The following is a 23213-nucleotide window of genomic DNA, read 5'->3' as shown; positions in this document are numbered from 1 at the left end:
GCAGGAAGAATCTTGCAGCTGCCTTGTTTGTCTGGTACCCGGAGCCGGGCTTGAACCGGCATGGCATAGTGCCGAGGGATTTTAAGTCCCTTGTGTCTACCAATTCCACCATCCGGGCCTGGGCATGGGCGAAAGCGCCGTATGTGGCGAAAGCCCTGGGGAAAATCGAAGAAATACGGCAAGCAGTTTACGCGAAAAGGGGCCTGGCGGCAAGCCTTCCGACGGCCCATTCCGGGCCAGGGCAGGCGGATGCGGGCGATTGCGGCTCGACCTTTGCCGGCGCTTCTGGCAACATGGCTGATTGTGCGGCCCGGAGCCGCAGAAGGAGAATGTATGGCCCCGTGGTGTATTCTGGCCTTTTGCCGTCTGGGTTTTGCCGGCCTCTCGCCCCGTGCGCCCGGCACCTGCGGCACGGCGCTGGCCTGTGTGCTGGCGCCCTGGCTTTTTCTGCCCTTGCCCCTGTGGGGGCGCGTGCTGCTGCTGGCCCTGCTGTTTGTGCTGGGGAGTCTGGCCGGTACGCAGGCCGAGCAGATTCTGGGGCGCAGCGATCCCGGCGAAGTGGTCATTGACGAGCTGGTGGGCGTCTGGCTGGCTCTTCTGCCCTTTGCCCAGGGTGAATCGCGGACAGACTGGGTCTTGCTGCTGGCGGCCTTTCTGCTCTTCCGGCTTTTTGACATTCTCAAGCCGTGGCCCGTGCATGCGGCGGAACGCTGGCTGCCCGGCGGCTGGGGCATCATGCTTGATGACGTGGTGGCCGGCGGCATGGCGCTGCTTTGCCTGGCCCTGCTGCGCTGGTGCGGTGTGGTCTAGAAACAACGCTTCCGGCTGCGGCACGGCTGCCGCGCGCCGTCATGGCGCCGGAAAAATGGCCTCTGCGGCCTGCGGCCACCGCACCGCCGGGGTCTCGGCATCCTTCCTGTGACAAGGGCCGCGCCTGGCGTGCGGCGTGTTTTTCCCGGAGAAAGGGGGGCCTTCGTGCGTCCGTTTCCTGTCCGGCGCATGGCGGTTTTTCGTCAGGGCACTGGCGCACACGGCCGGGAGCGACGAGGGGGACGTGCTGTGACCGCATACCCGCATGGACAGCGCATGCGCGGCGGCCATGCCGCAGGGCCTCTGTACAGGCGGGAAGACGGCATCGGCGCACAGGCCGTGTGCGGGAGCGCCGCCGGAAGGCAGGGGGGCTTGCGGGCAGGGTGCGCCATCTGTGCCCGCCCGTGTGCCGTTTTCCGATTCCCCCGTGTCGTGGGATGGTTGCCGCGGCGCTGGCTGGTCTGCTGTCGGCACGCTCCGGCACCGTCCGCGGCACAGACGACAAAAGCGCACCGCCGCCGGAGTCCCGGCAGGGTGCGCCAGAGGGCGGAGCGCCGCGAAGGTCTACTTCATGCGGTAGGTGATGCGGCCGCGCGTCAGATCGTAGGGAGAAAGCTCCACCTTCACGCGGTCACCGGGCAGGATACGGATATAGAACTTGCGCATCTTGCCGGAAATGTGGGCCAGCACCTCGTGCCCGTTTTCCAGTTCCACCCGGAACATGGCATTGGGGAGGGCTTCCTGCACCACACCATCAACTTCAATTGAACCTTCTTTAGCCATGATGCCTCCGAAAAAATTTACATCGCGCCGTAGTTTTCCAGAAAAGGGCGCTGGTGTCAAATGACTATCCCTGTGCGGATGCCGGCGCAGGCGCCTTGCGGCAGAGCAGCCAGAGACCCACAAGGATCAGCGGCAGGCAGAGCACCTGCCCCATGGTCAGCCAGCCGAAGGCCAGATAGCCCAGCTGCACGTCGGGCACGCGCACAAATTCCACGGCAAAGCGGAACAGGCCGTACAGCAGGGCAAACAGGCCGGACACGGCGCCGGCCTTGCGTGGCCTGGAGGCAAAGATCCAGAGCACCACAAAGAGCACAAGCCCTTCCAGCAGGCCCTCGTACAGCTGCGAGGGGTGACGCGGCCACGGGCCGGCGCCGGGAAAGACCATGCCCCATGGCAGGTCCGTGGGCTTGCCCCAGAGTTCGCCATTGATGAAATTGCCCATGCGGCCGAAAAACAGACCCTGCGGCACCAGCGGCGCAATGAAGTCCGCCACGTTGAGAAAGGGCCGGTGCCGCGTGCGCGAGAAATACCAGAAGGCGGCCACCACGCCCAGCAGGCCCCCGTGAAAGGACATGCCGCCGTTCCAGAGCCGCAGCACTTCCAGCGGGTCCTGCACATAGGCCGGCAGGTCATAGAAGAGAACATAGCCCAGCCGCGCCCCCAGAATGACGCCCAGCATGACAAAGGTCAGCAGGTCATCCACATCGCGGGCATTCCAGCCCGATCCGGGGCGGGAGGCACGCCAGCGGGCCAGCAGCCAGCCGCCCGCAAAGGCAAAGAGATACATGAGGCCGTACCAGCGCAGTTGCAGCGGACCAATGCTGAGCGCCACGGGATCAATGGCGGGCATGTTCATGCACGGCTCTCCCGGTCCATGTCCTCCGGCAGGTCCGCATCCGGCACCTCGAACAGGCCGCTCTTGCCGCCGTCCTTGCGCAGCAGGCGCACCCGCTCGATGACGATGTCGCGCTGCACGGCCTTGCACATATCATAGATGGTGGCCGCGGCCATCTGGGCGGCCACGATGGCTTCCATCTCCACGCCCGTGGGGCCGCTGGTGCGGGCTTCGGTAAGGATGCGCACCGTGCAGGCGGCGGCATCCACCACAAAGCGCACATCCACATAGCTCAGACCCAGCGGGTGGCACATGGGAATGAGTTCCGCCGTGCGCTTGGCGGCCATGATGCCGCCGATCTTGGCACAGGTGAGCACATCGCCCTTGGGCAGGGCCGATTGCCGCAGCAGCTCCATGGTCCGGGGAGACAGACGAACCACGGCCTCGGCAATGGCCACCCGCCGGGTGGCCGCCTTGTGCCCCACATCAACCATGCAGACATTGCCGTGCGCATCCATATGGGAAAAAGCGCTTTCCATTGCGGTATCTTCCTTGCTGGCGGCGCCCTGCGGGCAGGGGCCGGATAGGGGGTGAGAAATCAGTACAGACCCAGGCACCAGGGCAGCAGGGCCGGCGGCGAGGGCACGCGGGGCCGGGTCCAGCCGGAGTCGCGGCCGCTGTCGGGAAGGCGCAGCCGCTGGCGCAGCAGCTGCGGGCGGCCATCCGGGCCATAGCCCAGCTCCACCCAGAGCTGGAAGGGCGGGCCGCCTCCGCCGGCACGCAGGCGCATGATCCGCCGCACCAGCGCCAGGCTGCTGCCAAAGCGTTCATCCACAATCTGGAGATAGCCGCGCAACTGCTGCGGATGGGTGGCGGCATCCTGCTGGCCGTTCAGGGCCGGGGCCGCGTCCGGCGCTGCGGGGCGCAGGTCGGGCGGCAGGGGGGCACAAAAGGGCAGCAGGCTGAAATCCAGGAAGGTGGCGCAGGTCTGGGACTGGGCCATGAGGGCGGCGCGCAGACTTTCCGGCAGGGCCGGGCGGGGGAAGCCCCGCTGGTGAATGCGCCCCAGTATGTCCAGGCCGTCCGCCCGGATGACGCGCCCGTTGGGCTGCTGTTCCTCATAGATGGCACGCCAGAAAAGGGGGGCAAAGGCATCGGGCAGCACGGTCACCTGTCCCGGCTGCCGTCCCTCCCGCAGCAGTTCCTCGCGGAAGTGGCGGGTCTGCCAGCCGTTGCAGAGCATGGCCAGGCAGGGATACACAAGGCACCAGACAAGCACCAGACGGGCCGCGCGCGGCGCCGATGGGCAGCCACCCTGCGGGTCCGGGGGCAGGTGGCGTCCGGCGCGCCAGCTGTACCAGGCCGCGCCCAGCAGGGGCAGGGTCAGCAACAGATCAATGATGAAGACCGCGTTGAGGCGGACGCGCTCCGCCGAAAAGGGCAGAAAGATCATGGTGCCGTAGGTGGTGATGCAGTCCAGCCAGATGTGCAGGAGCAGCAGCCCGCAGCACAGCAGCCAGACGCCGGCGGCAGACCAGTGCCCGGGGGTGGTCCGCTTCCAGAGGGGGCGGGCCGCCAGGGTACAGAGCAGGGCCAGCAGGGGCACATACAGGAGCGCATGGGTGAAGCCGCGGTGCAGCTGCAGGAATTGCAGCGGGCCGGAGGCCAGCACAATGTCCAGGTCCGGCATGGCGGCCACGGCCGCGGCCAGGGGGATGGCCCAGCGTGTGGCAGGGCGTCGGGGCAGGGCCAGCATGAGCGCAGCGCCGCTGGCGGCATGGGTAACGGGATCCATAGGGGCCTTATTGTTTGAAGGGACTGCGCTGCTGCGGCACTTCCCGGTAGGCGGGGTCTTCGGGATTGACGGGGCCGCCGTGCAGGGCATTGAAGCGGCGGCGGAATTCCCGGCTCCGGTAGTCCTGCACCTGCTCCATGATGTCGGGCCGGTTCTGATAGTAGAGCCGGCGCTGTATGGGTGTGGCGCCGGTCATGGGCAGCCGCAGGGCATCGGCCGTGCTGATGCCCACCGGCTCCGTGTCCGTGTCGGCGGTGCCGGTGCCGATATCCTTGGGGCCGCAGGCCGCGAGCAGCATGCAGAGCGCGCAGCCGAGCAGGGCCTGGCACAGGACGGTGGCAGAAGGGCGGCGTGGATTCATGGCAGAAAGATAGCCTGATGCGCGGCGGGTGGCAAGTGCCGCCCGGCCTGCCGGGCCTGGCAGGGCTTGTCAGACGGCATTCCCTTGCGTATGCTGTTTCTCCATTTTTCAAAAGGAGTCGCCATGCGCCCCGCATCTTGTGGAATTACTCCCGAAGGCTGGCCGGTCATCGGTCTGACGGCCCTTGCCGCCCTGGTCCTTGCCCTGCTTGGTGCGGCCTTCCCGGCCGTGATCCTGCTGCTGCTCTGCTGGTTTTCCCTGTATTTCTTCCGTGATCCCGAACGGGTGGTGCCGGACGGGGACGGCCTGGCCGTGAGTCCTGCCGACGGTCGCGTGGTGCGCATCGAGGAGCGCCCCGATCCGCTTACCGGCGAGGCCCGCATCTGCGTGAGCATTTTCATGAGCGTGTTCAACGTGCATGTGAACCGCGCACCCGTGGCCGGTACGGTGGAGGAGGTGCGCTACTGGCCGGGCGCCTTCATCAATGCCGCTGCGGACAAGGCCTCGGACGAGAACGAGCGCTGCGCCTGCCGCCTGCGCGATGCCGGCGGGCAGGACTGGACGGTGGTGCAGATTGCCGGCCTCATTGCCCGGCGCATCGTCTTCCGGGCTGACCGCGGGGATCTGCTGCAACGGGGCGAGCGTTTCGGCATGATTCGCTTTGGCTCCCGTGTTGACCTTTATCTGCCGCAGGGCTATGCTCCCGCCATTGTTGTGGGTGAGCGGGTTGCTGCCGGACAGAGCATTGTGGCCCGCCGCGAAAATCAGTAAGCCGCAGAGGAAAACGGCCCCCCATGGAAAAGAACGTGGACAATCCCGCCCCGCAGACAGGCAGACGCAAACCCCGCCGGGGTGTGTATGTTCTGCCCAATCTCATCACGTCGCTGAGCATGTTCATGGGATTCCTGTGCATGGTCTGGGCCGTGCAGGGACGCATGGAAGCGGCTGTCTGCGCCATTTTTCTGTCTGCGCTGCTGGACGGCATGGACGGCAAGGTGGCCCGCCTCACGGGAACGGCCAGCGAATTCGGCGTGCAGTATGATTCCCTTGCCGATCTGGTGGCCTTTGGCGTGGCACCGGCCATGCTCATGTGGCAGTGGCAGCTGGAGAGCTTCGGGCGTGTGGGCGTGGCGGCGGCCTTTCTGTATGCTGCCTGCGGGGCACTGCGTCTGGCCCGCTTCAACGTGAGCACCGCCGTGGTGAGCAAGCGTTTCTTCATCGGGCTGCCCATTCCGGCGGGGGGCTGCACACTGGCCACCTTTGTGCTGTTTGCGGGCATGCTGCCGGCGGTGCTGGCGCCTGTGGTGAGCTGGCTCTGCCTCATCCTGGTCGTTGCCATTGGCCTGCTCATGGTCAGCAAGGTCCGTTATTTCTCCTTCAAGGAGTATGATTTCCTGCGCGCCCACCCCATTCGTTCGCTTGTGTGCGCACTGGTTGCCCTTGCGCTGGTCTATTCGCAGCCGCGCATCTTCGGCTTTCTGCTGTGCGCTCTCTATATTGCCGGCGGTCTCGTGTATACGCTGGTGATTCTTCCCCGTCGCAACCGTCAGCTACTACGCGCTCTTTCGTCGTCGGACGACTAGGCTGCGTAACGGTCCGCCACGCAGGTGGCAGGCATCTCATCCGGTCAGGCCCCGCAGTGCGGGCGTTATGCAGGCAGCCGTCCCCCGGAGGAACGCAGCAAGACCAGAGGAGATGCTCATGGACAACAAAATCTACTTTTTCGACACCACACTGCGCGATGGCGAGCAATCGCCCGGCGCAACCATGAATCTGCAGGAAAAACTGCGTCTGGCCCATCAGCTGGAGGTTCTGGGTGTGGACATCATGGAGGCGGGTTTTCCGGCGTCCAGTCCCGGCGACTTCGACTCCGTGAAGCGCATTGCCGAGCAGGCGGGCGACATTCAGGTGGCCGGCCTGGCCCGCTGCATGGAAAGCGATATCGACCGCTGCTGGGAAGCGGTGAAACCGGCCCGCCGTCCGCGCATCCACACCTTCCTGTCCACGTCTCCCCTGCACATGAAGTACAAGCTGCGCAAGGAGCCTGATGTCGTTCTGCAAATGATCGACGCCGGGGTGCGCCGCTGTGCCGGCTATACGGACAATGTGGAATTCTCCGCCGAGGATGCCTCCCGGTCCGAGCGGGATTTCCTCTGCCGCGTGGTGGAAACGGCCATCAACGCCGGCGCCACCACCATCAATCTGCCCGATACCGTGGGCTATGCCCAGCCGGACGAATTCGCGGCGCTCATCAAGTACGTCATCGAAAATACCCCCAACAGCCACAAGGCCATTTTCAGCGTGCACTGCCACAATGACCTCGGGCTGGCCGTGGCCAATACCCTGGCCGCCCTGCGTGTGGGCGCGCGTCAGGCCGAGGTGACCATCGGCGGCATCGGCGAACGGGCCGGCAATGCCGCCCTGGAAGAAGTGGTCATGGCCCTGCGCGTCAGACGCGATTTCTACCATCTGGACCACAATATCCACACCGAGCAGCTCTATCCTTCCTGCCGGCTGCTTTCCATGACCATCGGCCAGCCCATTGCCAACAACAAGGCCATTGTGGGCGCCAATGCCTTTGCCCATGAATCCGGCATCCACCAGGACGGCATGCTCAAGAATCGCGAAACCTACGAGATCATGACGCCGCAGTCCGTGGGCCGCACGGAATCCAGCCTGGTCATCGGCAAGCATTCGGGCCGCAATGCCGTGCGCAACAAGTTTGAAAGCATGGGCTACAAGCTGGATGACGAGCAGCTGCAGGTGCTCTTTGAGGCCGTGAAGCAGCTGGCCGATCGCAAGAAGACCCTGCACGATGATGACCTCATGGCCCTGGTGCAGGAAGAGATCTACCGCATTCCCGACCGTTACCGCCTGCGTCACGTGAGCGTGCAGAGTTCCGATGCCGGCGGCGTGCCGCCCACGGCCGCCGTGCTCATGGACGTGGACGGCGTGGAAACCAGCCGTGCCGGCTTCGGCGTGGGGCCGGTGGATGCCATCTTCAATGTCATCAACGACATGGTGAAGCGCGAGCCGGAGCTGGAACAGTATGCCATCAATGCCGTCACCAGCGGGACCGATGCCCTGGGCGAGGTGACCGTGCGTCTGGCCGAAGGCAGCTTCAAGGCCGTGGGGCGCGGGGCGCATCCCGACGTGCTGGTGGCCAGCGCCCGCGCCTATGTCAATGCCCTGAACAATCTTTCCAAGCTGGAAAAGGAAGGCGAACGCCTGCACTGCCAGCACAGCTAGGGACCGGCGACCTTTCCGCACCCCGGTGCGGTCACGCGATTTCAGAAGCGGCCTTCCGGCGGCTTCATCAAAGGAGAACAGAGTATGCCTCAGACGCTTGCACAGAAAATCCTGCAAGCCCACACGGATGACGTCATCGAGCACGACGGACAGATCGTGCAGTGCCGTCTTTCGCTGGTACTTGCCAATGACGTTACCAGCCCCCTGGCCATCAAGTCCTTCCGGGCCATGGGAGCCAGCAAGGTCTTTGACCGCGACAAGATTGCGCTGGTCATGGACCATTTTACGCCGCAGAAGGACATTGACTCCGCCAATCAGGTCATGGTGACCCGCCGCTTTGCCGAAGAGCAGCAGATCACCCATTATTACGAGGGCGGCAACTGCGGCGTGGAGCATACCCTGCTGCCCGAAAGCGGCCTGGTGGGGCCTGGTGACGTGGTCATCGGCGCAGACAGCCACACCTGCACCTACGGCGGCCTGGGGGCCTTTGCCACGGGCATGGGTTCCACGGACATTGCCGCCGGCATGGCCCTGGGCGAAACCTGGTTCAAGGTGCCGGCCACCATCCGCGTGAACATCAGCGGCGACATGTCCCGCTGGCTGCGGGCCAAGGACCTCATGCTGCTGCTCATCAAGGCCATCGGCGTGGACGGTGCCCTGTACAAGGCCCTGGAATTCGGCGGCCCGGTGGTGGATGCCCTGCCGGTGGAAGGTCGCCTGACCATGGCCAATATGGCCATTGAAGCCGGCGGCAAGGTGGGCCTCTTTGCCGTGGACGAACAGACCCGCCGCTACTGCGCCGAACACGGCCGCCCCGGCGTGACCCTTGACCTGGCTGCCGATCCCGGCGCCGTGTACGAGCGCGTGGTGGACATCAACGTTACCGGTCAGGAACCGGTGGTGGCCTGTCCTCACCTGCCGTCCAACGTGAAGAATGTCTCCGAGGTGCGCGATACGCCCATTCAGCAGGTGGTCATCGGTTCCTGCACCAACGGCCGTATCAGCGACATGCGCGACGCGGCGGAAATCCTGCGCGGCCGCAAGGTGGCCAAGGGCGTGCGCTGCATTGTGCTGCCGTCCACGCCGGCGGTCTGGAAGCAGAGCCTGAAGGAAGGTCTGCTGGAAGTCTTCATGGATGCCGGCTGCGTGGTGGGTCCGTGCACCTGCGGTCCCTGCCTGGGCGGCCACATGGGCATTCTGGGCGACGGCGAACGGGCCGTGGCCACCACCAACCGCAACTTCCGCGGCCGCATGGGCAGCCTCCAGTCCGAAGTGTATCTTGCCAGCCCCGTGGTGGCGGCCGCCAGTGCCGTGACGGGATGTGTGGCCGGCCCCGACCAGCTTTAATTGCGGAGGAACGCATCATGAAATTCCATGGAAACGCCCACAAGGTGGGCGAACATATCGATACGGACGCCATCATCCCCGCGCGCTTTCTGGTGACCACCGATCCCAAGAAGCTGGGCGAGAACTGCATGGCCGGTCTGGAACCCGACTGGGTCAAGCGCGTCAAGCCGGGCGACATCATGGTGGCCGGCCGCAACTTCGGCTGCGGCTCCTCCCGCGAGCATGCGCCCATTGCCATTCTGGGTGCGGGCATGCCCGTGGTCATCGGCCACAGCTTTGCGCGCATCTTCTACCGCAATGCCTTCAACATGGGCCTGCTGCTCATGGAGGTGGGCGATGATGTGGACAAGATCCACGACGGGGACGAGCTGGAAATAGATGCCGCCACCGGCGTCATCCGCGATCTGACCAATGGCGCGGAAATCACCTGCCCGCCGCTGCCGGCCTCCATGGCCCGCATTGTGGAAAAGGGCGGCCTGGTCAATTACGTCAAGGATCGTCTGGCCCGGCAGGGCTAGGCACAGGGGCCGGGGCCGGCAACGGCTCCGGGCCGTCTCATGAGCAGCGGGGATGCGTTCCCCACGAGGTATCATCATGCAAAAAAATATCTGCCTTCTGCCCGGCGACTTTTCCGGGCCGGAAATCATGACGCAGGGCGTGGCCGTGCTGGAAGCCGTGGCGGCCAAGTTCGGCCATCAGTTCCATTTTGAAACCGCCCTGCTGGGCGGCGCGGCCATTGACGCCACGGGCGTACCCCTGCCCGACGCCACCGTGGAAGCCTGCCGCAAGTCCGATGCCGTTTTTCTGGCGGCGGTGGGCGGCCCCAAGTGGGATGATCTGGACCCCTCCATCCGTCCCGAAAAGGGCCTGCTGGGCATCCGCAAGGCCCTGGGCCTGTTTGCCAACCTGCGTCCGGCCATGCTCCTGCCCGAACTGGCCGGCGCCTGCCTGCTGCGCCCCGAAGCGGCCGCCCGCGGCCTTGACCTCATTGTGGTGCGCGAGCTGACCGGCGACATCTACTTCGGCGAACCGCGCGGCATCGAAACCCGTGACGGCCAGCGCGTGGGCTTCAACACCATGATCTACAGCGAAGAAGAAGTGCGCCGCATCGCCAAGGTGGCCTTTGAGGCCGCCCGCCAGCGCCGCAAGAAGGTCTGCTCCGTGGAAAAGAGCAACGTGCTGGAAACCTCCCGCCTGTGGAAGGCCGTGGTGCAGGAAACTCACAAGGAATACCCCGATATCGAGCTGAGCCACATGTATGTGGACAATGCCGCCATGCAGCTGGTGCGCGATCCCTCGCAGTTCGACGTCATCGTCACCGGCAACATCTTTGGCGACATCCTGTCCGACGAAGCCTCGGTCATCACCGGTTCGCTGGGCATGCTGCCGTCCGCCTCGCTGGGGGCGTCCGGTCCCGGCCTCTTTGAACCCATCCACGGTTCTGCGCCCGACATCGCCGGGCAGGACAAGGTCAATCCCCTGGCCACCATCCTGTCCGCCGCCATGATGCTGCGCATGGCCTTCAAGATGGAAGAGGAAGCGGCCGCCGTGGAAAAGGCCGTGCGCAAGACCCTGGCAGACGGCTACCGCACCGGCGACATCATGGAAGCCGGCAAAACCCTGGTGGGCTGCAAGGAAATGGGCCGCCTGGTCATCGAACGTCTGTAATCCCTTCTTTGGCTGCGGCGGTCATGCCGCCGCAGCCCCAGGAGCTGCATGCACGCCGTTTTTCTGCTTATTCTGCTGGGGCTGGCGCTGGTTCTGGTGCTGCGCCGGTCGCGACAGCCGGCCGTCACCCTGGATGTGCTCATCCGTCTGGTCATTGCCGTGACCATCGGCGTTTTCTGCGGCTATGCGGTCATGTGGCTGTGCCATGTGGCCCTGCTGGCCGTTCTGATCGGGCTGCTGGCCTTTCTGCTGGCACTCAGAAATCTTTTTGACCTGCGCCTGCCCTAGGCGCCGGTTAACACAAACTTTCCAAATAATTTCAATTGATAATCATAAAACTGTACCTACTTCGTTTGTCTTTAGGCGGGGATACCTCGTGTTCCCGACTCTTCCTTCGGTAAAAGCGCGCTGGGGAAGGGATGGGGGCTTGGGGGGAAGGGGAACCCGCTCCCGCGCTGGCGGAGGGGGCCCCTTCCCCCAAACAGTGAGCGAATGGTGTTAACAGGCCCTAGAAAAACGGTGCCGCACGGCTGCCTGCCGTAAGTACGGCAGTCACCGTCAGGGTGCGGCAGGCATGCTGCCCGCAGGCGTCTTGCCGGCGGCCCTTCGTCAGGCGGCGGGGGCCGCTTTTTTTTCGTGCCGCAGGGGGGGGGGAACAGGCATCTGTGCCGCTGCCGCGGCTGCCGGCCGGGGCAGGGCGCATTGCCAAGCCCTTTTTCTGTGTGGCATACTGCTGCCGCGCTGTCGGAGCGCGCCAGTTTTTACCGCCGCGCCCGCGGCGTCCAAGAGAGCAGGAATATGATGATCAGCTTGCACGAATCTCCCGTGGTGGTTGCCGACGGCAGCCTGCTGTCGGAACAGGAGGCCGCCGCGCGCGGCATTGACTGCGCCGCTGCCCGCAAGGCCACGCTGGCCCACCGCATTCTTTCGGCCCACAACAGCGCCCCGGAAGGGGAACCGACCCTGCGCCTGCGCTTTGATGCGCTGGCCTCGCACGATATTACCTATGTGGGCATCATCCAGACGGCCCGCGCCAGCGGGCTGACGAGCTTTCCCGTGCCCTATGCCCTGACCAACTGCCACAACAGCCTGTGCGCCGTGGGCGGCACCATCAATGAGGACGATCACCTCTTCGGCCTCACGGCGGCCCGCAAGTACGGCGGCATCTTTGTGCCGCCGCATCTGGCGGTCATTCATCAGTATGCCCGTGAAATGATGGCCGGCTGCGGCAAGATGATCCTGGGGTCGGACAGCCATACCCGCTACGGCGCCCTGGGGACCATGGCCATCGGCGAGGGCGGCCCGGAACTGGTCAAGCAGCTGCTGGGCAAGACCTATGACGTGGCGGCGCCGGAAGTGGTGCTGGTCTGGCTGGAAAATGCGCCGCAGCCCGGCGTGGGGCCGCAGGACGTGGCCCTGGCCATCATCGGCGCGGTCTTTGCCAACGGCTTTGTGAAGAACCGGGTCATGGAATTTGCCGGTCCGGGCGTGGCCGGCCTGTCCGTGGAATACCGCTGCGGCATTGATGTCATGACCACGGAAACCACCTGTCTGTCCTCCATCTGGGTGACGGACGACAAGGTGCGCGACTATCTGGCCCTGCACGGACGCGAGGCCGATTACGCGCCCCTGCATCCCGAAGGTCCGGCCTGTTATGACCGTCTGGTCCGGGTGGACCTTGCCGCCGTGCCGCCCATGATGGCCCTGCCTTTCCACCCCAGCAACGCCTATCCCGTGGCCGAGGTGGTACGCCATGCCGACGAGCTGTTTGCCAGCGTGGAAGAGGAAGCTCGCCGCCAGTTCGGCGCGGCGGGCGAGGGGCTGAAGCTGCGTGAGAAGATCCACGACGGCGGCGTATGGGTGGATCAGGGCATCATTGCCGGCTGTGCGGGCGGTTCTTTTGAAAACTGCTGCATGGCGGCGGCCATTCTGGACGGACGGAGCACGGGCAGTGACGCCTTTTCCCTGTCCGTCTATCCGGCCAGCGAGCCGCAGGCCCTGGCCCTGGTGCGCAACGGGGCCATTGCCCGGCTGATGGAAGCGGGCGCGGTCATCAAGAATTCCTTCTGCGGCCCCTGCTTCGGCGCGGGCGATACGCCGGCTCACGGCGCCCTGTCCATCCGGCATTCCACGCGCAATTTCCCCAACCGCGAAGGTTCCAAGCCCGGCAACGGGCAGGTGTCCGGCGTGGCCCTCATGGATGCCCGTTCCATCGCAGCCACGGCGGCCAATGGCGGCCGTCTGACCCCGGCCACGGACCTGGACTGGGATGCCCCGCACCTCAAGAACATTGATCTGACCTATCGCTTTGACCCGCTGGTCTACCAGCGCCGCGTCTACAACGGCTTTGGCAAGGCCCAGCCCCAGGCCGAACTCAAGCGCGGCCCCAATATTGCGGACTGGCCGGCCATGCGCGCCCTGCCGGACCATCTGCTGCTGCGCGTGGCCTCGGTGATCACGGACCCCGTGACCACCACCGACGAGCTGATCCCCTCCGGGGAAACCTCGTCCCTGCGCTCCAATCCGCTCAAGCTGGCGGAATTCACCCTGTCGCGCAAGGACCCGGCCTACGTGGGGCGGGCCAAGGAAATTCAGGCCGTGGAACGCTTGCACCAGACGGATGCCGAATCGCTGCGGGCCACCCTGCGCCGCTGGTGCGCGGCCCTCAGGGACGCCAGCCCTGCGGACTATGCGGCTGTCTGTGACGGGGATACGGCCCGCGTGGGCGTGGGGTCCACCATTTTTGCCCGCAAGCCCGGCGACGGTTCTGCCCGCGAGCAGGCGGCCTCCTGCCAGAAGGTGCTGGGCGGCTGGGCCAATATTGCCGTGGAATACGCCACCAAGCGCTACCGGTCCAATCTGGTGAACTGGGGCATGCTGCCGCTGCTGGGCGATGCGTCCCTGGCGGACAGTCTGGCCGTGGGAGACTGCGTGCTGCTGCCCGGAGTGCGCGATGCCGTGGCCGGGGGAGCGGATACGCTGCAAGGCTGGATTCTGCCGGCCGGCGGCGGCGCGGCCAGGGCCTGCACCTTCCGCCTGGGCGGCCTCACCGCTGACGAACGGCAGATCATTCTGGATGGCTGCCTGATCAACTTCTACAATCACGCCTAGACGGCCCGAAGCCGTTCCGGCCCCTGTCCGGGGGAGAGGGGGGCCCCCCCCTTCCCCGGCAGGCGCGCCCGGAAGACAGCGCATGCTGCATCAGGACCTTGCCATGTCTTCCCGAAAATCCCTTCTCCGTCTCTTTCTGACCACGTTTCAGCTGAGTGCCTTCACCTTTGGCGGGGGATACGTCATCGTGTCGCTCATGAAAAAGGTTTTCGTGGACAGGCTGCGCTGGATTGAGCAGCAGGAAATGCTGGACCTGGTGGCCATTGCCGAGGTCTCCCCCGGCTCCATTGCCATCAGCGGCGCCATTGCCGTGGGCTACAAGCTGGCCGGACTGACGGGGCTTCTGGTAACGGTAACGGCCACGGCCTTGCCGCCGCTCATCATCATTTCCCTCATTTCGCTGGCCTATACGGCCTTTCGCAGCAACGAATGGGTGCATCAGGCCCTCACCGGCATGCAGGCCGGGGTGGCGGCGGTCATCTTTTCCGTGGTCTGCGAGCTGGGGAGCGGCTATGCCCGACGGAAGGACGCCCAGGCCCTGCTGATCATGCTGTGCGTCTTTCTGCTGTCCTGCACCCTGGACATCAATGTGATCTGCACGGTGCTGGCCTGCATGGCAGCGGGCTTTTTTGTCACGCTCTTCCGCATGAGGAAGAAGGGATGATCTTCTGGGACCTGTTTCTCTGCTTTCTCAAGATCGGCGCCTTCAGCTTTGGCGGCGGCTATGCGGCCCTGCCCCTCATCAAGGAACAGATCGTGGACCTGCATCACTGGCTGAGCATGGTGGAGTTCACCGACCTGGTGACCATTTCCCAGATGACGCCGGGGTCCATTGCCATCAATGCCGCGACCTTTGTGGGCATCAGGATAGCGGGCGTGCCGGGGGCGGTCATTGCCACCCTGGGCTGTGTGCTTCCTCCCTGTCTCATCGTGACGCTGGTGACCCGTTTTTATCTGCGCTACCGGGAAATGAGCCTGCTTCAGGGGGTGTTTGCCTATCTCCGGCCGGCGGTGGTGGGGCTGATAGCCCTTTCCGGCGTGGATATTCTCGTTTCGGCCCTGTGGGGGCCGGCGGGGGGCTTCTGCCTTGCAGAGACGGACCTGGAGCTGGCGGGCATCTTTGTGCTCTGCCTGTTTCTGTGCCTGCGCTTCAGGATGAATCCCATCACGGTCATTGCCCTGTCAGGCGCCATGAAAATAATGATTTTTCTGCTGCGGCCGTAGCTGGTGCGGTGCGGCGGCACCTATGCCGCCGCAGGCGCAGTGCAGCGTCCGGGAAAGGACCGGGGAAAGGGCCGGGCAGGGGGGAGATGGCAGGTGCGGGGCGCCTGTCCGCCGCTGGCTGCCCAGGGGCGGCGAGACACATTTTTCTGGACAAACGGCGCATCTCACGGGAAGATGCCTCCCCTGGGAGGAGCCGCCGGCCGGACGGCCGGGCATACCCTGAACAGCCGGATGGCCCGCATCTCCGTTTCCGCTGCGGCGGAGCGGCACGCGGGCAGGGGAACTTCCGGCATATCCGTCCTGCCGCGCTGGCGACAGCCGCGGGCCGGCAGACGGATGGAGCCTGTCTATGAATGTTGCCGTACTGGGAAAGAGCCGGTGGGTACGACTGGCCCTTGTTCTGCTTGTCTGCATACTTCTGTACCGTATTTTCTGGGCCGGGGACGGCGGGGGGCCGCGCATGCAGGCCGACCTGCCGCCCGTGCGCGTGGCCACGGCGCTGGCGCAGGATGTGCCCTTTTTTCTTGGTGGCATGGGCACGGTGGAGCCTTCCAGCGATGTGCTGGTGACCAGCCGCGTGGACGGGCAGCTCTGGAAGCTGCATTTTCACGAGGGGCAGCGCGTGCAGGCCGGTGATCTGCTGGCCGAGATCGATCCCCGTCCCTTTGAGGCCGAACTGGCGCAGGCCAGGGGCAATCTGCTGCGGGACGAAGCCCAGCTGGCCAATGCCCGCAATGACCTCAGCCGCTACGCCCGCCTGGTGAAGAACGATTACGTTTCCGCCCAGCAGTACGAGACCCAGCGCGCCCTGGTAAAGCAGTATGAAGGCACGGTGGCCGCTGACAAGGCGGCTGTGCAGGCCGCCGAGCTGCAACTGGTCTACAGCCGCATCACCGCGCCGGTGGGGGGGCGCCTGGGGCTGCGCAAGGTGGACCTGGGCAATATGGTCCGCAGCACGGACAGCGAGGGCCTGGTGCGCATTACGGAAGTCAGTCCCTGTCATGTGCTGTTCACGCTGCCCGAAAACCAGGTGCAGCTGGTGCGGCAGGCCCTGCTGGCCCATGAGCAGGGCGCTCCCAGACCGCTGGTGCAGGCCTGGGACCGGGAAAACAAGGCCCGGCTGGGTACGGGAGAGCTGCTGTCCATGGACAATCAGATTGATAGTTCCACGGGCACGGTGAAGCTCAAAGCCCTTTTCCCCAACAAGGATGCCGCGCTCTATCCCCAGCAGTTCGTCAACGCCCGCGTGCTGGTGCGCATGCTGCCCCAGGTGGTGACCGTGCCCACGGCCGCCGTGCAGCTGGGCAGTCAGGGAAGCTATGTCTATGTGCTGGACAAGGACAGCAAGGTGCGCCTGCGGCAGGTGACGCCCGGCGTGGCCACCAATCTGCTGACCGTCATCGACAAGGGACTTGCCGCCGGCGAACAGGTGGTGGTGGACGGGCTGGACCGCCTGCGTGACGGCATTGCCGTCAGCGTGGCGGCCACCATGGAGACGCCGCCGGCCGAAAGCGTGCAGTAGGCTTCCCGGGCCGCCGCATGCGGTCCGCAAGGACCGGCAGTGCGGGGCACGGCCTGCCTTCCCGCCGGACGTGGCACAGGTCGTGTCCGGCGGGGCAGCTCCCGCATCCTCCCTCCCCGAGGCACCATGAATCTTTCCCGCATCTTCATTCTCCGTCCCATTGCCACGTCGCTGCTCACGGCAGCCCTGCTGCTGTCGGGCCTGCTGGCCTACAGTTATCTGCCCATCGCGGCCCTGCCGCAGATAGACTATCCCACCATTCAGGTGCAGACCCTCTATCCCGGCGCATCGCCGGATGTCATGTCCGCCGTGGTGACGGCGCCGCTGGAACGGCAGTTCGGCAGCATGTCCGGCCTGACGCAGATGACCTCTTTGTCGTCGGCAGGGTCATCGGTCATCACCTTGCAGTTTGACCTGTCCATGGCCCTGGACGTGGCGGAGCAGGAGGTGCAAGCGGCCATCAATGCGGCGGACAATCTGCTGCCGTCTGACCTGCCCAATCCGCCGGTCTACAACAAGGTCAATCCGGCGGATCCGCCCATCATGACCCTGGCCGTCACCAGCGATGCCATGCCCATGACGCAGCTGGAAGACCTGGTGGATACCCGCCTGGCGCAGAAGATATCGCAGATTTCCGGGGTGGGGCTGGTGACCCTTTCCGGCGGGCAGCGCCCGGCCGTGCGCGTGCAGGTCAATCCGCGTGCCCTGGCCTCCGCCGGGCTGACGCTGGCCGATGTGCGTTCGGCCATTGCCTCGGCCAATGTGAACGGCGCCAAGGGCAGCTTTGACGGGCCGCAGCGGGCCAGCACCATTGATGCCAACGATCAGCTGGCCTCGGCGGAGGAATATGCGCAGACCATCATCGGCTACCGGGATGGCGCGCCTCTGCGCCTTCAGGATGTGGCCGATGTGGTGGACGGGGCCGAAAATGCCCGCCTGGCGGCCTATGTGGCCGGCGTCGGGCAGCCCTTCCGGCAGGCCATCGTGCTTTCCGTACAACGCCAGCCCGGGGCCAATGTCATCAGCGTGGCCGACAGCATTGCCGCGCTGCTGCCGGAACTGCAAAAGACCCTGCCCGGCACGGTGGACATCCATGTGGTGACGGACCGCACCACCACCATCCGGGCCACGGTGCATGACGTGCAGCTGGAGCTTTTGCTGTCCATCCTGCTGGTGGTGGGGGTCATCTGGCTGTTTCTGCGCAATGCCGAGGCCACCATCATCCCGGCGCTGGCTGTGCCGCTGTCGCTCGTCGGCTCGCTGGGGGTCATGTATCTGGCCGGCTATTCACTCAACAATCTGACGCTCATGGCCCTGGTTATTGCCACGGGTTTTGTGGTGGACGACGCCATTGTGGTCATCGAGAATATTTCCCGCTATCTCGAGGAAGGCATGAAGCCCGTGGCGGCGGCCCTGCGCGGGGCAGGGCAGATCGGCTTTACCATCATTTCCCTGACGCTTTCCCTGGTGGCCGTGCTCATTCCCCTGCTGTTCATGGGGGATGTGGCCGGCCGGCTGTTCCGCGAGTTCGCCGTGACGCTGGCCGTGACCATCCTCATTTCCGCCGTCATTTCCCTGACGCTCACGCCCATGCTTTGCGCCGTCATGCTGCGGCCCGATCATTACCGGAAGGCCGGCAGCAGCGGGCAGAGCGCGGCACGGGGCTTCTTTGCCCGCCTGCTGGACTGGTATGCCCGCAAGCTGGACTGGGTGCTGGCCCATCAGCGCCTGACGCTCACGGTGGCCGTGGGCACGCTGGTGCTGACCATCATCCTCTACGTGGTGGTGCCCAAGGGCTTCTTTCCCACGCAGGATACCGGGGTCTTGCAGGGCATTGCCGAATCGCCGCAGGATTCTTCCTTTGCGGCCATGACCGCGCGGCAGCGCATGCTGGCGGACATCATTCTGGAGGACCCCGCCGTGGAAAGCGTGGTCTTTCAGGTGGGCGTGGACGGCATCAATCCCAGTCTGGGCACCTCCCGCCTGACGGTGAACCTCAAGCCTTTGTCTGACCGTGACGCGCGCGCCCCGGCCATTGCCCGGCGCATCATGGCCCGGGCAGAGCAGCAGCCCGGCCTGTCGCTCTATATGCAGCCCGTGCAGGACCTGACCATCGAGGACCGCGTGTCCCGCACCCAGTACCAGTTCAGTGTGGAGGCCCTGGACCGGGAGACGCTGGAAACCTGGCTGCCCCGCCTGGTGGCAGCCCTGGACCGCCAGCCCGAGCTTTCCCACGTGACCAGCGACATGCAGGGTATGGGCCGCATGCTCTGGCTTGCCATTGACCGGGATGCGGCCAGCCGCTACGGCGTGAGCATGAGCGACATTGACAATGCCCTCTATGATGCCCTGGGGCAGCGGCTCATCTCCACCATCTTCACCCAGACCAACCAGTACAAGGTGGTGCTGGAAACGGCGCCCCATTTCCGGGACGGGCCGTCCTCGCTGGAGCATATCTATGTGCGCGGCAGCAGCGGCCAGCCCGTGCCTCTGACCAGCCTGACCCGGCCGGAGGAACGTGCCGTGCGGTTGTCCGTGGCGCGGCAGGGGCAGTTCCCGGTGGGGACCATTTCCTTCAACGTGGCGGAAGGCTCCTCGCTGGGGGCCGCGGTGGAGGCGGTCATGCGCACAACAGCCCAGATGGACCTGCCGGCCTCCCTGCGCTGCCAGTTCCAGGGGGCGGCCCATGCGTTCCTGTCGTCCACCACCAATCAGGTCTGGCTGGTGCTGGCGGCCGTCATCACCATGTATATCGTGCTGGGGGTGCTCTACGAAAGCTATGTGCACCCCGTGACCATCCTGTCCACCCTGCCTTCGGCCGGGGTGGGCGCGCTGCTGGCCCTCATGCTGGGAAATATGGAACTGGGCGTGGTGGGCATCATCGGCATTATTCTGCTCATCGGCATTGTGAAGAAGAATGCCATCATGATGATCGACTTTGCGCTGGATGCGGAGCGCAACGAGGGCAAGACGCCACAGGAAGCCATTCGGCAGGCCTGCCTGCTGCGCCTGCGGCCCATTCTCATGACCACCATGGCGGCCCTGCTGGGCGCGCTGCCCCTCATGATCGGCTGGGGCATGGGGGCCGAACTGCGCCGCCCCCTGGGCGTGACCATGGTGGGCGGCCTCATTTTCAGCCAGGTGCTCACCCTCTTTACCACGCCGGTGGTCTATCTGTGGTTTGACCGGCTGCGCCTGCGCCTGTCCCGCCACATGACCCAGGGGGACAGCGCCGGGCAGGGCCGGACAGGGGAGGAGCGGACAGGGGAGGACCGCGCATGAGCGCGTCCCGTTTCAGGAAGGTCTTCCGGCAGGGCCGGCACCGTTTTGGTCCGGAATTTCTGCCCCTGAACATTTCTGCGCCCTTTATCCGCCGGCCCGTGGCCACCACGCTGCTGACCCTGGCCATTGCCCTGGCGGGCATGGTGTCCTTTCGTCTGCTGCCTGTGGCGCCGCTGCCGGAGATTGACCTGCCGGTGGTAGTGGTCCGGGCCAACATGCCCGGCGCCAGCCCGGAAACCATGGCCGCCACCGTGGCCACACCGCTGGAGCGGGCGCTGGGGCGCATTGCCGGCATTACGGAAATGACGTCCAGCAGCAGCCTGGGGTCCACCAGCGTCATATTGCAGTTTGATCTGGACCGTGACGTGGACGGCGCGGCCCGCGATGTGCAGTCAGCCATCAATGCGGCCCGCTCCACCTTGCCCACCATGCCGTCCAATCCCTCCTACCGCAAGGTCAATCCGTCGGGCGCGCCCATTCTCATCCTGTCCATCACGTCGGAGGTGCTGACTTCCACCCAGCTCTACGATGCGGCTTCCTCGGTGCTGGCCCAGAAGATTGCCCAGATTCCCGGTGTGGGCGAAGTGACCCTGGGCGGCGGTGCGCTGCCGGCCGTGCGGGTGCGCCTCATTCCCGATGCGCTCAGCCGTGCGGGCATCAGCAGCGAGGATGTGCGGCAGGCCATTGCCGATGCCAATGCCTATCTGCCCAAGGGCATGCTGGAAGGGCAGGGCAGCTTCTGGCTGGTGGATGCCAGCGATCAACTGGCTTCGGTGGAGGATTACCGCCGCCTGGTGGTGGCCTATCGCGACGGGGCAGCCATACGCCTTGCCGATGTGGCCACGGTGGAGGAAAGCTCACAGGATGTGCGCAACATGGCCATTGCCAACGGGCGTCAGGCCATTCTGCTCATGGTTTTCCGGGCCACGGGGGCCAATATCATCGAAACCGTGGACAGAGTGAAGGCCATGCTGCCGCAGCTGCGCGCCTGGCTTCCCGAAAGCGCGGACCTTACCGTGCGCATGGATCAGTCCATCACCATCCGGGCCTCGCTGGCCGAGGTGGAAAAAAGCCTGCTGCTGTCCATGGCGCTGGTGGTGCTGGTGGTTTTCCTCTTTCTGCGCAACGGCCGGGCCACGGCCATTCCGGCGGTGGCGGCCCCGGTGTCGCTCATCGGGACCTTTGGCGTCATGTACCTCTGCGGCTATACCCTGGACAATCTTTCGCTCATGGCGCTTACCGTGGCTACCGGCTTTGTGGTGGATGATGCCATTGTGGTGCTGGAAAATATCGTGCGCCGTCTGGAAATGGGCGAAACGCCCCTGCGCGCCGCCCTGCGTGGTGCGCGGGAAGTGGGCTTTACCGTGGTGTCCATTTCCCTTTCGCTGGTGGCGGTCTTCATCCCCCTCCTGTTCATGGGCGGCATTCTGGGGCGGCTGTTCCGGGAATTTTCCGTGGTGCTGGCCACGGCGGTGCTGGTCTCCATGGTCATTTCCCTGACCACCACGCCCATGATGTGTGCCCACTGCCTGCGCCCTCACGGGGGGCAGACCTCGCCGGAGGCGCCAAAAAGCCGGGCCGGAAGGCTGCTGGCTGTGCCGGGCAGGCTCTGGGGGCGGATGCTGCTGGGCATGCAGCAGGGCTATGAACGCAGTCTGCGGGTGGTCCTCAGCCATCCGCGCCTGACGCTTTTTTCCCTGCTGCTGGTCATGGCCGCCAATGTGTGGCTGTATATCATCGTGCCCAAGGGCTTCTTTCCCACGCAGGACACGGGCGTCATCATGGGCGGCATGCGGGCGGACCAGAGCGCATCGTACCAGAGCCTCAAGGAAAAGATGCCCCGCCTCATGGAAATCATCCGTCAGGACCCGGCCGTGGCCCAGGTTTCCGGGCACATGTCCGGCTCACGCGGCGGGGGCGGGGTCTTCATTGCCCTCAAGCCGCTGGAAGAGCGCGGCGTATCGGCCATGCAGGTCATCGCCCGTCTGCGCGGCCGCCTGTCCTCCGAACCGGGCATGCAGATATTTCTCCAGCCGGCGCAGGACCTGCGCATGGGCGGGCGCAGCTCCCGTTCCCAGTATCAGTATACCTTGCAGGCCGACGATCTGGATGCGCTGCGCACCTGGGGCCGCAAGCTCCAGCAGGGCTTCATGAAAATCCCCGTCATGCGGGATGTGGACAGCGACATCGAGGAACGCGGCCTGCAAACCATGCTTACCGTGGACCGCGATGCGCTGGCCCGTCTGGGCCTGGAAATGCAGGACGTGGACAATGCCCTCAGCAATGCCTTCGGGCAGCGGCAGGTCTCCACCATCTACAAGGAAAAGAACCAGTACCGGGTGGTGCTGGAATTCATCCCCCAGTGGCTGGAAGGGCAGGATGCCCTGGAAAAGGTCTATCTGCCCGGCAGGGACGGCCTGGTGCCGCTCTTGTCCGTGGCCACGGTGGGGCCGGGCTTTGCGCCGCTTTCCGTGGCGCATCAGGGCCAGTTTGCGGCCGTGACCCTGTCCTTCAATCTGGCCGAAGGAGCCTCCCTGTCCCAGGCGCAGGAGGCCATCGACCGCCTGCGCGTGACCCTGGGCATGCCGTCCTCCATTGTGGGCAGCTTTCAGGGTACGGCCAAGCTGTTCAACGAGACCGTGCGCAATCAGGTGGTGCTGATTCTGGCGGCGCTGCTGGCTCTGTATATTGTGCTGGGCGTTCTGTACGAAAGTCTCATCCATCCCATTACCATTCTTTCCACCCTGCCGTCGGCAGGGGGCGGCGCTCTGCTGGCCCTCATGGCCGTGGGCATGGAATTCAGCGTCATTGCCCTGATAGGGGTGCTGCTGCTCTGCGGCATTGTCAAAAAAAATGCCATCATGATGATCGACTTTGCGCTGGACGCCTCCCGCACCCGGCACCTGCCCCCGCAGGAGGCCATTTATGAAGCCTGCCGCCTGCGCTTCCGTCCCATCATGATGACCACCATGGCCGCAGCCCTGGGAGCCGTGCCCCTGGCCCTGGGGCAGGGTGACGGGGCCGAGATACGCCAGCCTCTGGGTATCACCATTGTGGGCGGCCTCATGGTCAGCCAGCTGCTGACCCTGTATACCACGCCCGTGGTCTACCTGTGTCTGGACCGGCTGCGCCTGCGGGTGCGCCGCAGGTGGTGGCGCTGGCGCTATGGCGCCCGCCGGGCGGCACGGCTGGAGGTGCTGAGCCGGCACGGCTGATACAGGTAACG

The 23213-nt window shown here is 65.2% G+C and carries 19 protein-coding genes and 1 tRNA gene; 14 read left to right on the top strand and 6 right to left on the bottom strand.

Annotated features, from left to right (window positions below):
• Nucleotides 1–32: 32 nt before the first annotated feature.
• A tRNA-Leu gene (locus Q0J57_RS03380) sits at nt 33–118 on the bottom strand.
• Between the two features lie 215 nt (nt 119–333).
• Here Q0J57_RS03380 and Q0J57_RS03375 point away from each other — a divergent pair.
• Nucleotides 334–810 (top strand): phosphatidylglycerophosphatase A, encoded by a 477-nt coding sequence (locus Q0J57_RS03375; RefSeq protein ID WP_297217101.1) that lies wholly within the window; start codon nt 334–336, stop codon nt 808–810.
• A gap of 564 nt (nt 811–1374) precedes the next feature.
• On the opposite strand, the gene infA is transcribed toward Q0J57_RS03375, so the two are convergent.
• The 5 genes from infA to Q0J57_RS03350 all read right to left on the bottom strand — a co-directional run bounded on the left by infA (nt 1375) and on the right by Q0J57_RS03350 (nt 4584).
• A complete protein-coding gene (infA, locus tag Q0J57_RS03370; protein ID WP_006008898.1) occupies nt 1375–1593 on the bottom strand; it encodes a translation initiation factor IF-1 in 219 nt (72 codons plus the stop codon).
• A 64-nt stretch (nt 1594–1657) separates the two neighbouring features.
• On the bottom strand, nt 1658–2449 hold the full coding sequence (gene lgt, locus Q0J57_RS03365; RefSeq protein WP_297217100.1) for a prolipoprotein diacylglyceryl transferase: 792 nt from the start codon (nt 2447–2449) through the stop codon (nt 1658–1660).
• The gene (moaC, locus tag Q0J57_RS03360; RefSeq protein WP_297217099.1) at nt 2446–2967 is read right to left on the bottom strand and encodes a cyclic pyranopterin monophosphate synthase MoaC; all 522 of its coding nucleotides are present in this window, start codon (nt 2965–2967) and stop codon (nt 2446–2448) included. Before moaC ends, lgt begins: the two co-directional genes overlap by 4 nt.
• A 59-nt stretch (nt 2968–3026) precedes the next feature.
• Nucleotides 3027–4223 (bottom strand): metal-dependent hydrolase, encoded by a 1197-nt coding sequence (locus tag Q0J57_RS03355; protein ID WP_297217098.1) that lies wholly within the window; start codon nt 4221–4223, stop codon nt 3027–3029.
• A 7-nt stretch (nt 4224–4230) separates the two neighbouring features.
• Nucleotides 4231–4584 carry a chemotaxis protein gene (locus tag Q0J57_RS03350; protein ID WP_297217097.1) on the bottom strand — a complete coding sequence of 118 codons (354 nt, stop codon included), beginning with the start codon at nt 4582–4584 and terminating at the stop codon, nt 4231–4233.
• A gap of 123 nt (nt 4585–4707) precedes the next feature.
• On the opposite strand from Q0J57_RS03350, the gene Q0J57_RS03345 reads away from it, so the two are divergent.
• From Q0J57_RS03345 to Q0J57_RS03285, 13 genes are all read left to right on the top strand, one after another.
• The gene (locus tag Q0J57_RS03345; protein ID WP_297217096.1) at nt 4708–5355 is read left to right on the top strand and encodes a phosphatidylserine decarboxylase family protein; all 648 of its coding nucleotides are present in this window, start codon (nt 4708–4710) and stop codon (nt 5353–5355) included.
• A 23-nt stretch (nt 5356–5378) separates the two neighbouring features.
• Nucleotides 5379–6167 (top strand): CDP-diacylglycerol--serine O-phosphatidyltransferase, encoded by a 789-nt coding sequence (gene pssA, locus Q0J57_RS03340; protein ID WP_297217093.1) that lies wholly within the window; start codon nt 5379–5381, stop codon nt 6165–6167.
• Nucleotides 6168–6285: 118 nt separating this feature from the next.
• The gene (locus tag Q0J57_RS03335) at nt 6286–7833 is read left to right on the top strand and encodes a 2-isopropylmalate synthase (protein WP_297217092.1); all 1548 of its coding nucleotides are present in this window, start codon (nt 6286–6288) and stop codon (nt 7831–7833) included.
• A gap of 84 nt (nt 7834–7917) precedes the next feature.
• On the top strand, nt 7918–9180 hold the full coding sequence (locus Q0J57_RS03330) for a 3-isopropylmalate dehydratase large subunit (RefSeq protein ID WP_297217090.1): 1263 nt from the start codon (nt 7918–7920) through the stop codon (nt 9178–9180).
• A gap of 17 nt (nt 9181–9197) precedes the next feature.
• The gene (locus Q0J57_RS03325) at nt 9198–9698 is read left to right on the top strand and encodes a 3-isopropylmalate dehydratase small subunit (RefSeq protein WP_297217088.1); all 501 of its coding nucleotides are present in this window, start codon (nt 9198–9200) and stop codon (nt 9696–9698) included.
• A gap of 76 nt (nt 9699–9774) precedes the next feature.
• Nucleotides 9775–10848 carry a 3-isopropylmalate dehydrogenase gene (gene leuB / locus Q0J57_RS03320; RefSeq protein ID WP_297217086.1) on the top strand — a complete coding sequence of 358 codons (1074 nt, stop codon included), beginning with the start codon at nt 9775–9777 and terminating at the stop codon, nt 10846–10848.
• Nucleotides 10849–10896: 48 nt separating this feature from the next.
• A complete protein-coding gene (locus tag Q0J57_RS03315) occupies nt 10897–11136 on the top strand; it encodes a hypothetical protein (protein WP_297217084.1) in 240 nt (79 codons plus the stop codon).
• Between the two features lie 510 nt (nt 11137–11646).
• A complete protein-coding gene (locus tag Q0J57_RS03310; protein ID WP_297217082.1) occupies nt 11647–13959 on the top strand; it encodes a hydratase in 2313 nt (770 codons plus the stop codon).
• Nucleotides 13960–14041: 82 nt separating this feature from the next.
• Complete coding sequence (locus Q0J57_RS03305; protein WP_297217080.1) at nt 14042–14623, top strand: chromate transporter; 582 nt, start codon at nt 14042–14044, stop codon at nt 14621–14623.
• The gene (locus tag Q0J57_RS03300; RefSeq protein ID WP_297217078.1) at nt 14620–15183 is read left to right on the top strand and encodes a chromate transporter; all 564 of its coding nucleotides are present in this window, start codon (nt 14620–14622) and stop codon (nt 15181–15183) included. Before Q0J57_RS03305 ends, Q0J57_RS03300 begins: the two co-directional genes overlap by 4 nt.
• Before the next feature lie 349 nt (nt 15184–15532).
• Nucleotides 15533–16705, top strand: a complete 1173-nt coding sequence (locus tag Q0J57_RS03295; protein WP_297217075.1) for an MdtA/MuxA family multidrug efflux RND transporter periplasmic adaptor subunit — start codon at nt 15533–15535, stop codon at nt 16703–16705.
• Nucleotides 16706–16810: 105 nt separating this feature from the next.
• Nucleotides 16811–19987, top strand: coding sequence for an MdtB/MuxB family multidrug efflux RND transporter permease subunit (locus Q0J57_RS03290; protein WP_297217426.1), 3177 nt, complete (start codon nt 16811–16813; stop codon nt 19985–19987).
• Nucleotides 19984–23202: a multidrug efflux RND transporter permease subunit gene (locus tag Q0J57_RS03285; protein WP_297217074.1), complete on the top strand. Its 3219-nt coding sequence runs from the start codon at nt 19984–19986 to the stop codon at nt 23200–23202. The genes Q0J57_RS03290 and Q0J57_RS03285 overlap by 4 nt, the downstream gene beginning before the upstream one ends.
• Nucleotides 23203–23213 lie beyond the last annotated feature (11 nt).

Source organism: uncultured Desulfovibrio sp. (assembly GCF_944324505.1).
In the GTDB taxonomy this organism is placed as follows: Bacteria; Desulfobacterota; Desulfovibrionia; order Desulfovibrionales; family Desulfovibrionaceae; genus Desulfovibrio.
Note: the sequence above shows the minus strand (reverse complement) of the source record. Positions and strands in the feature narration are given on the sequence as shown.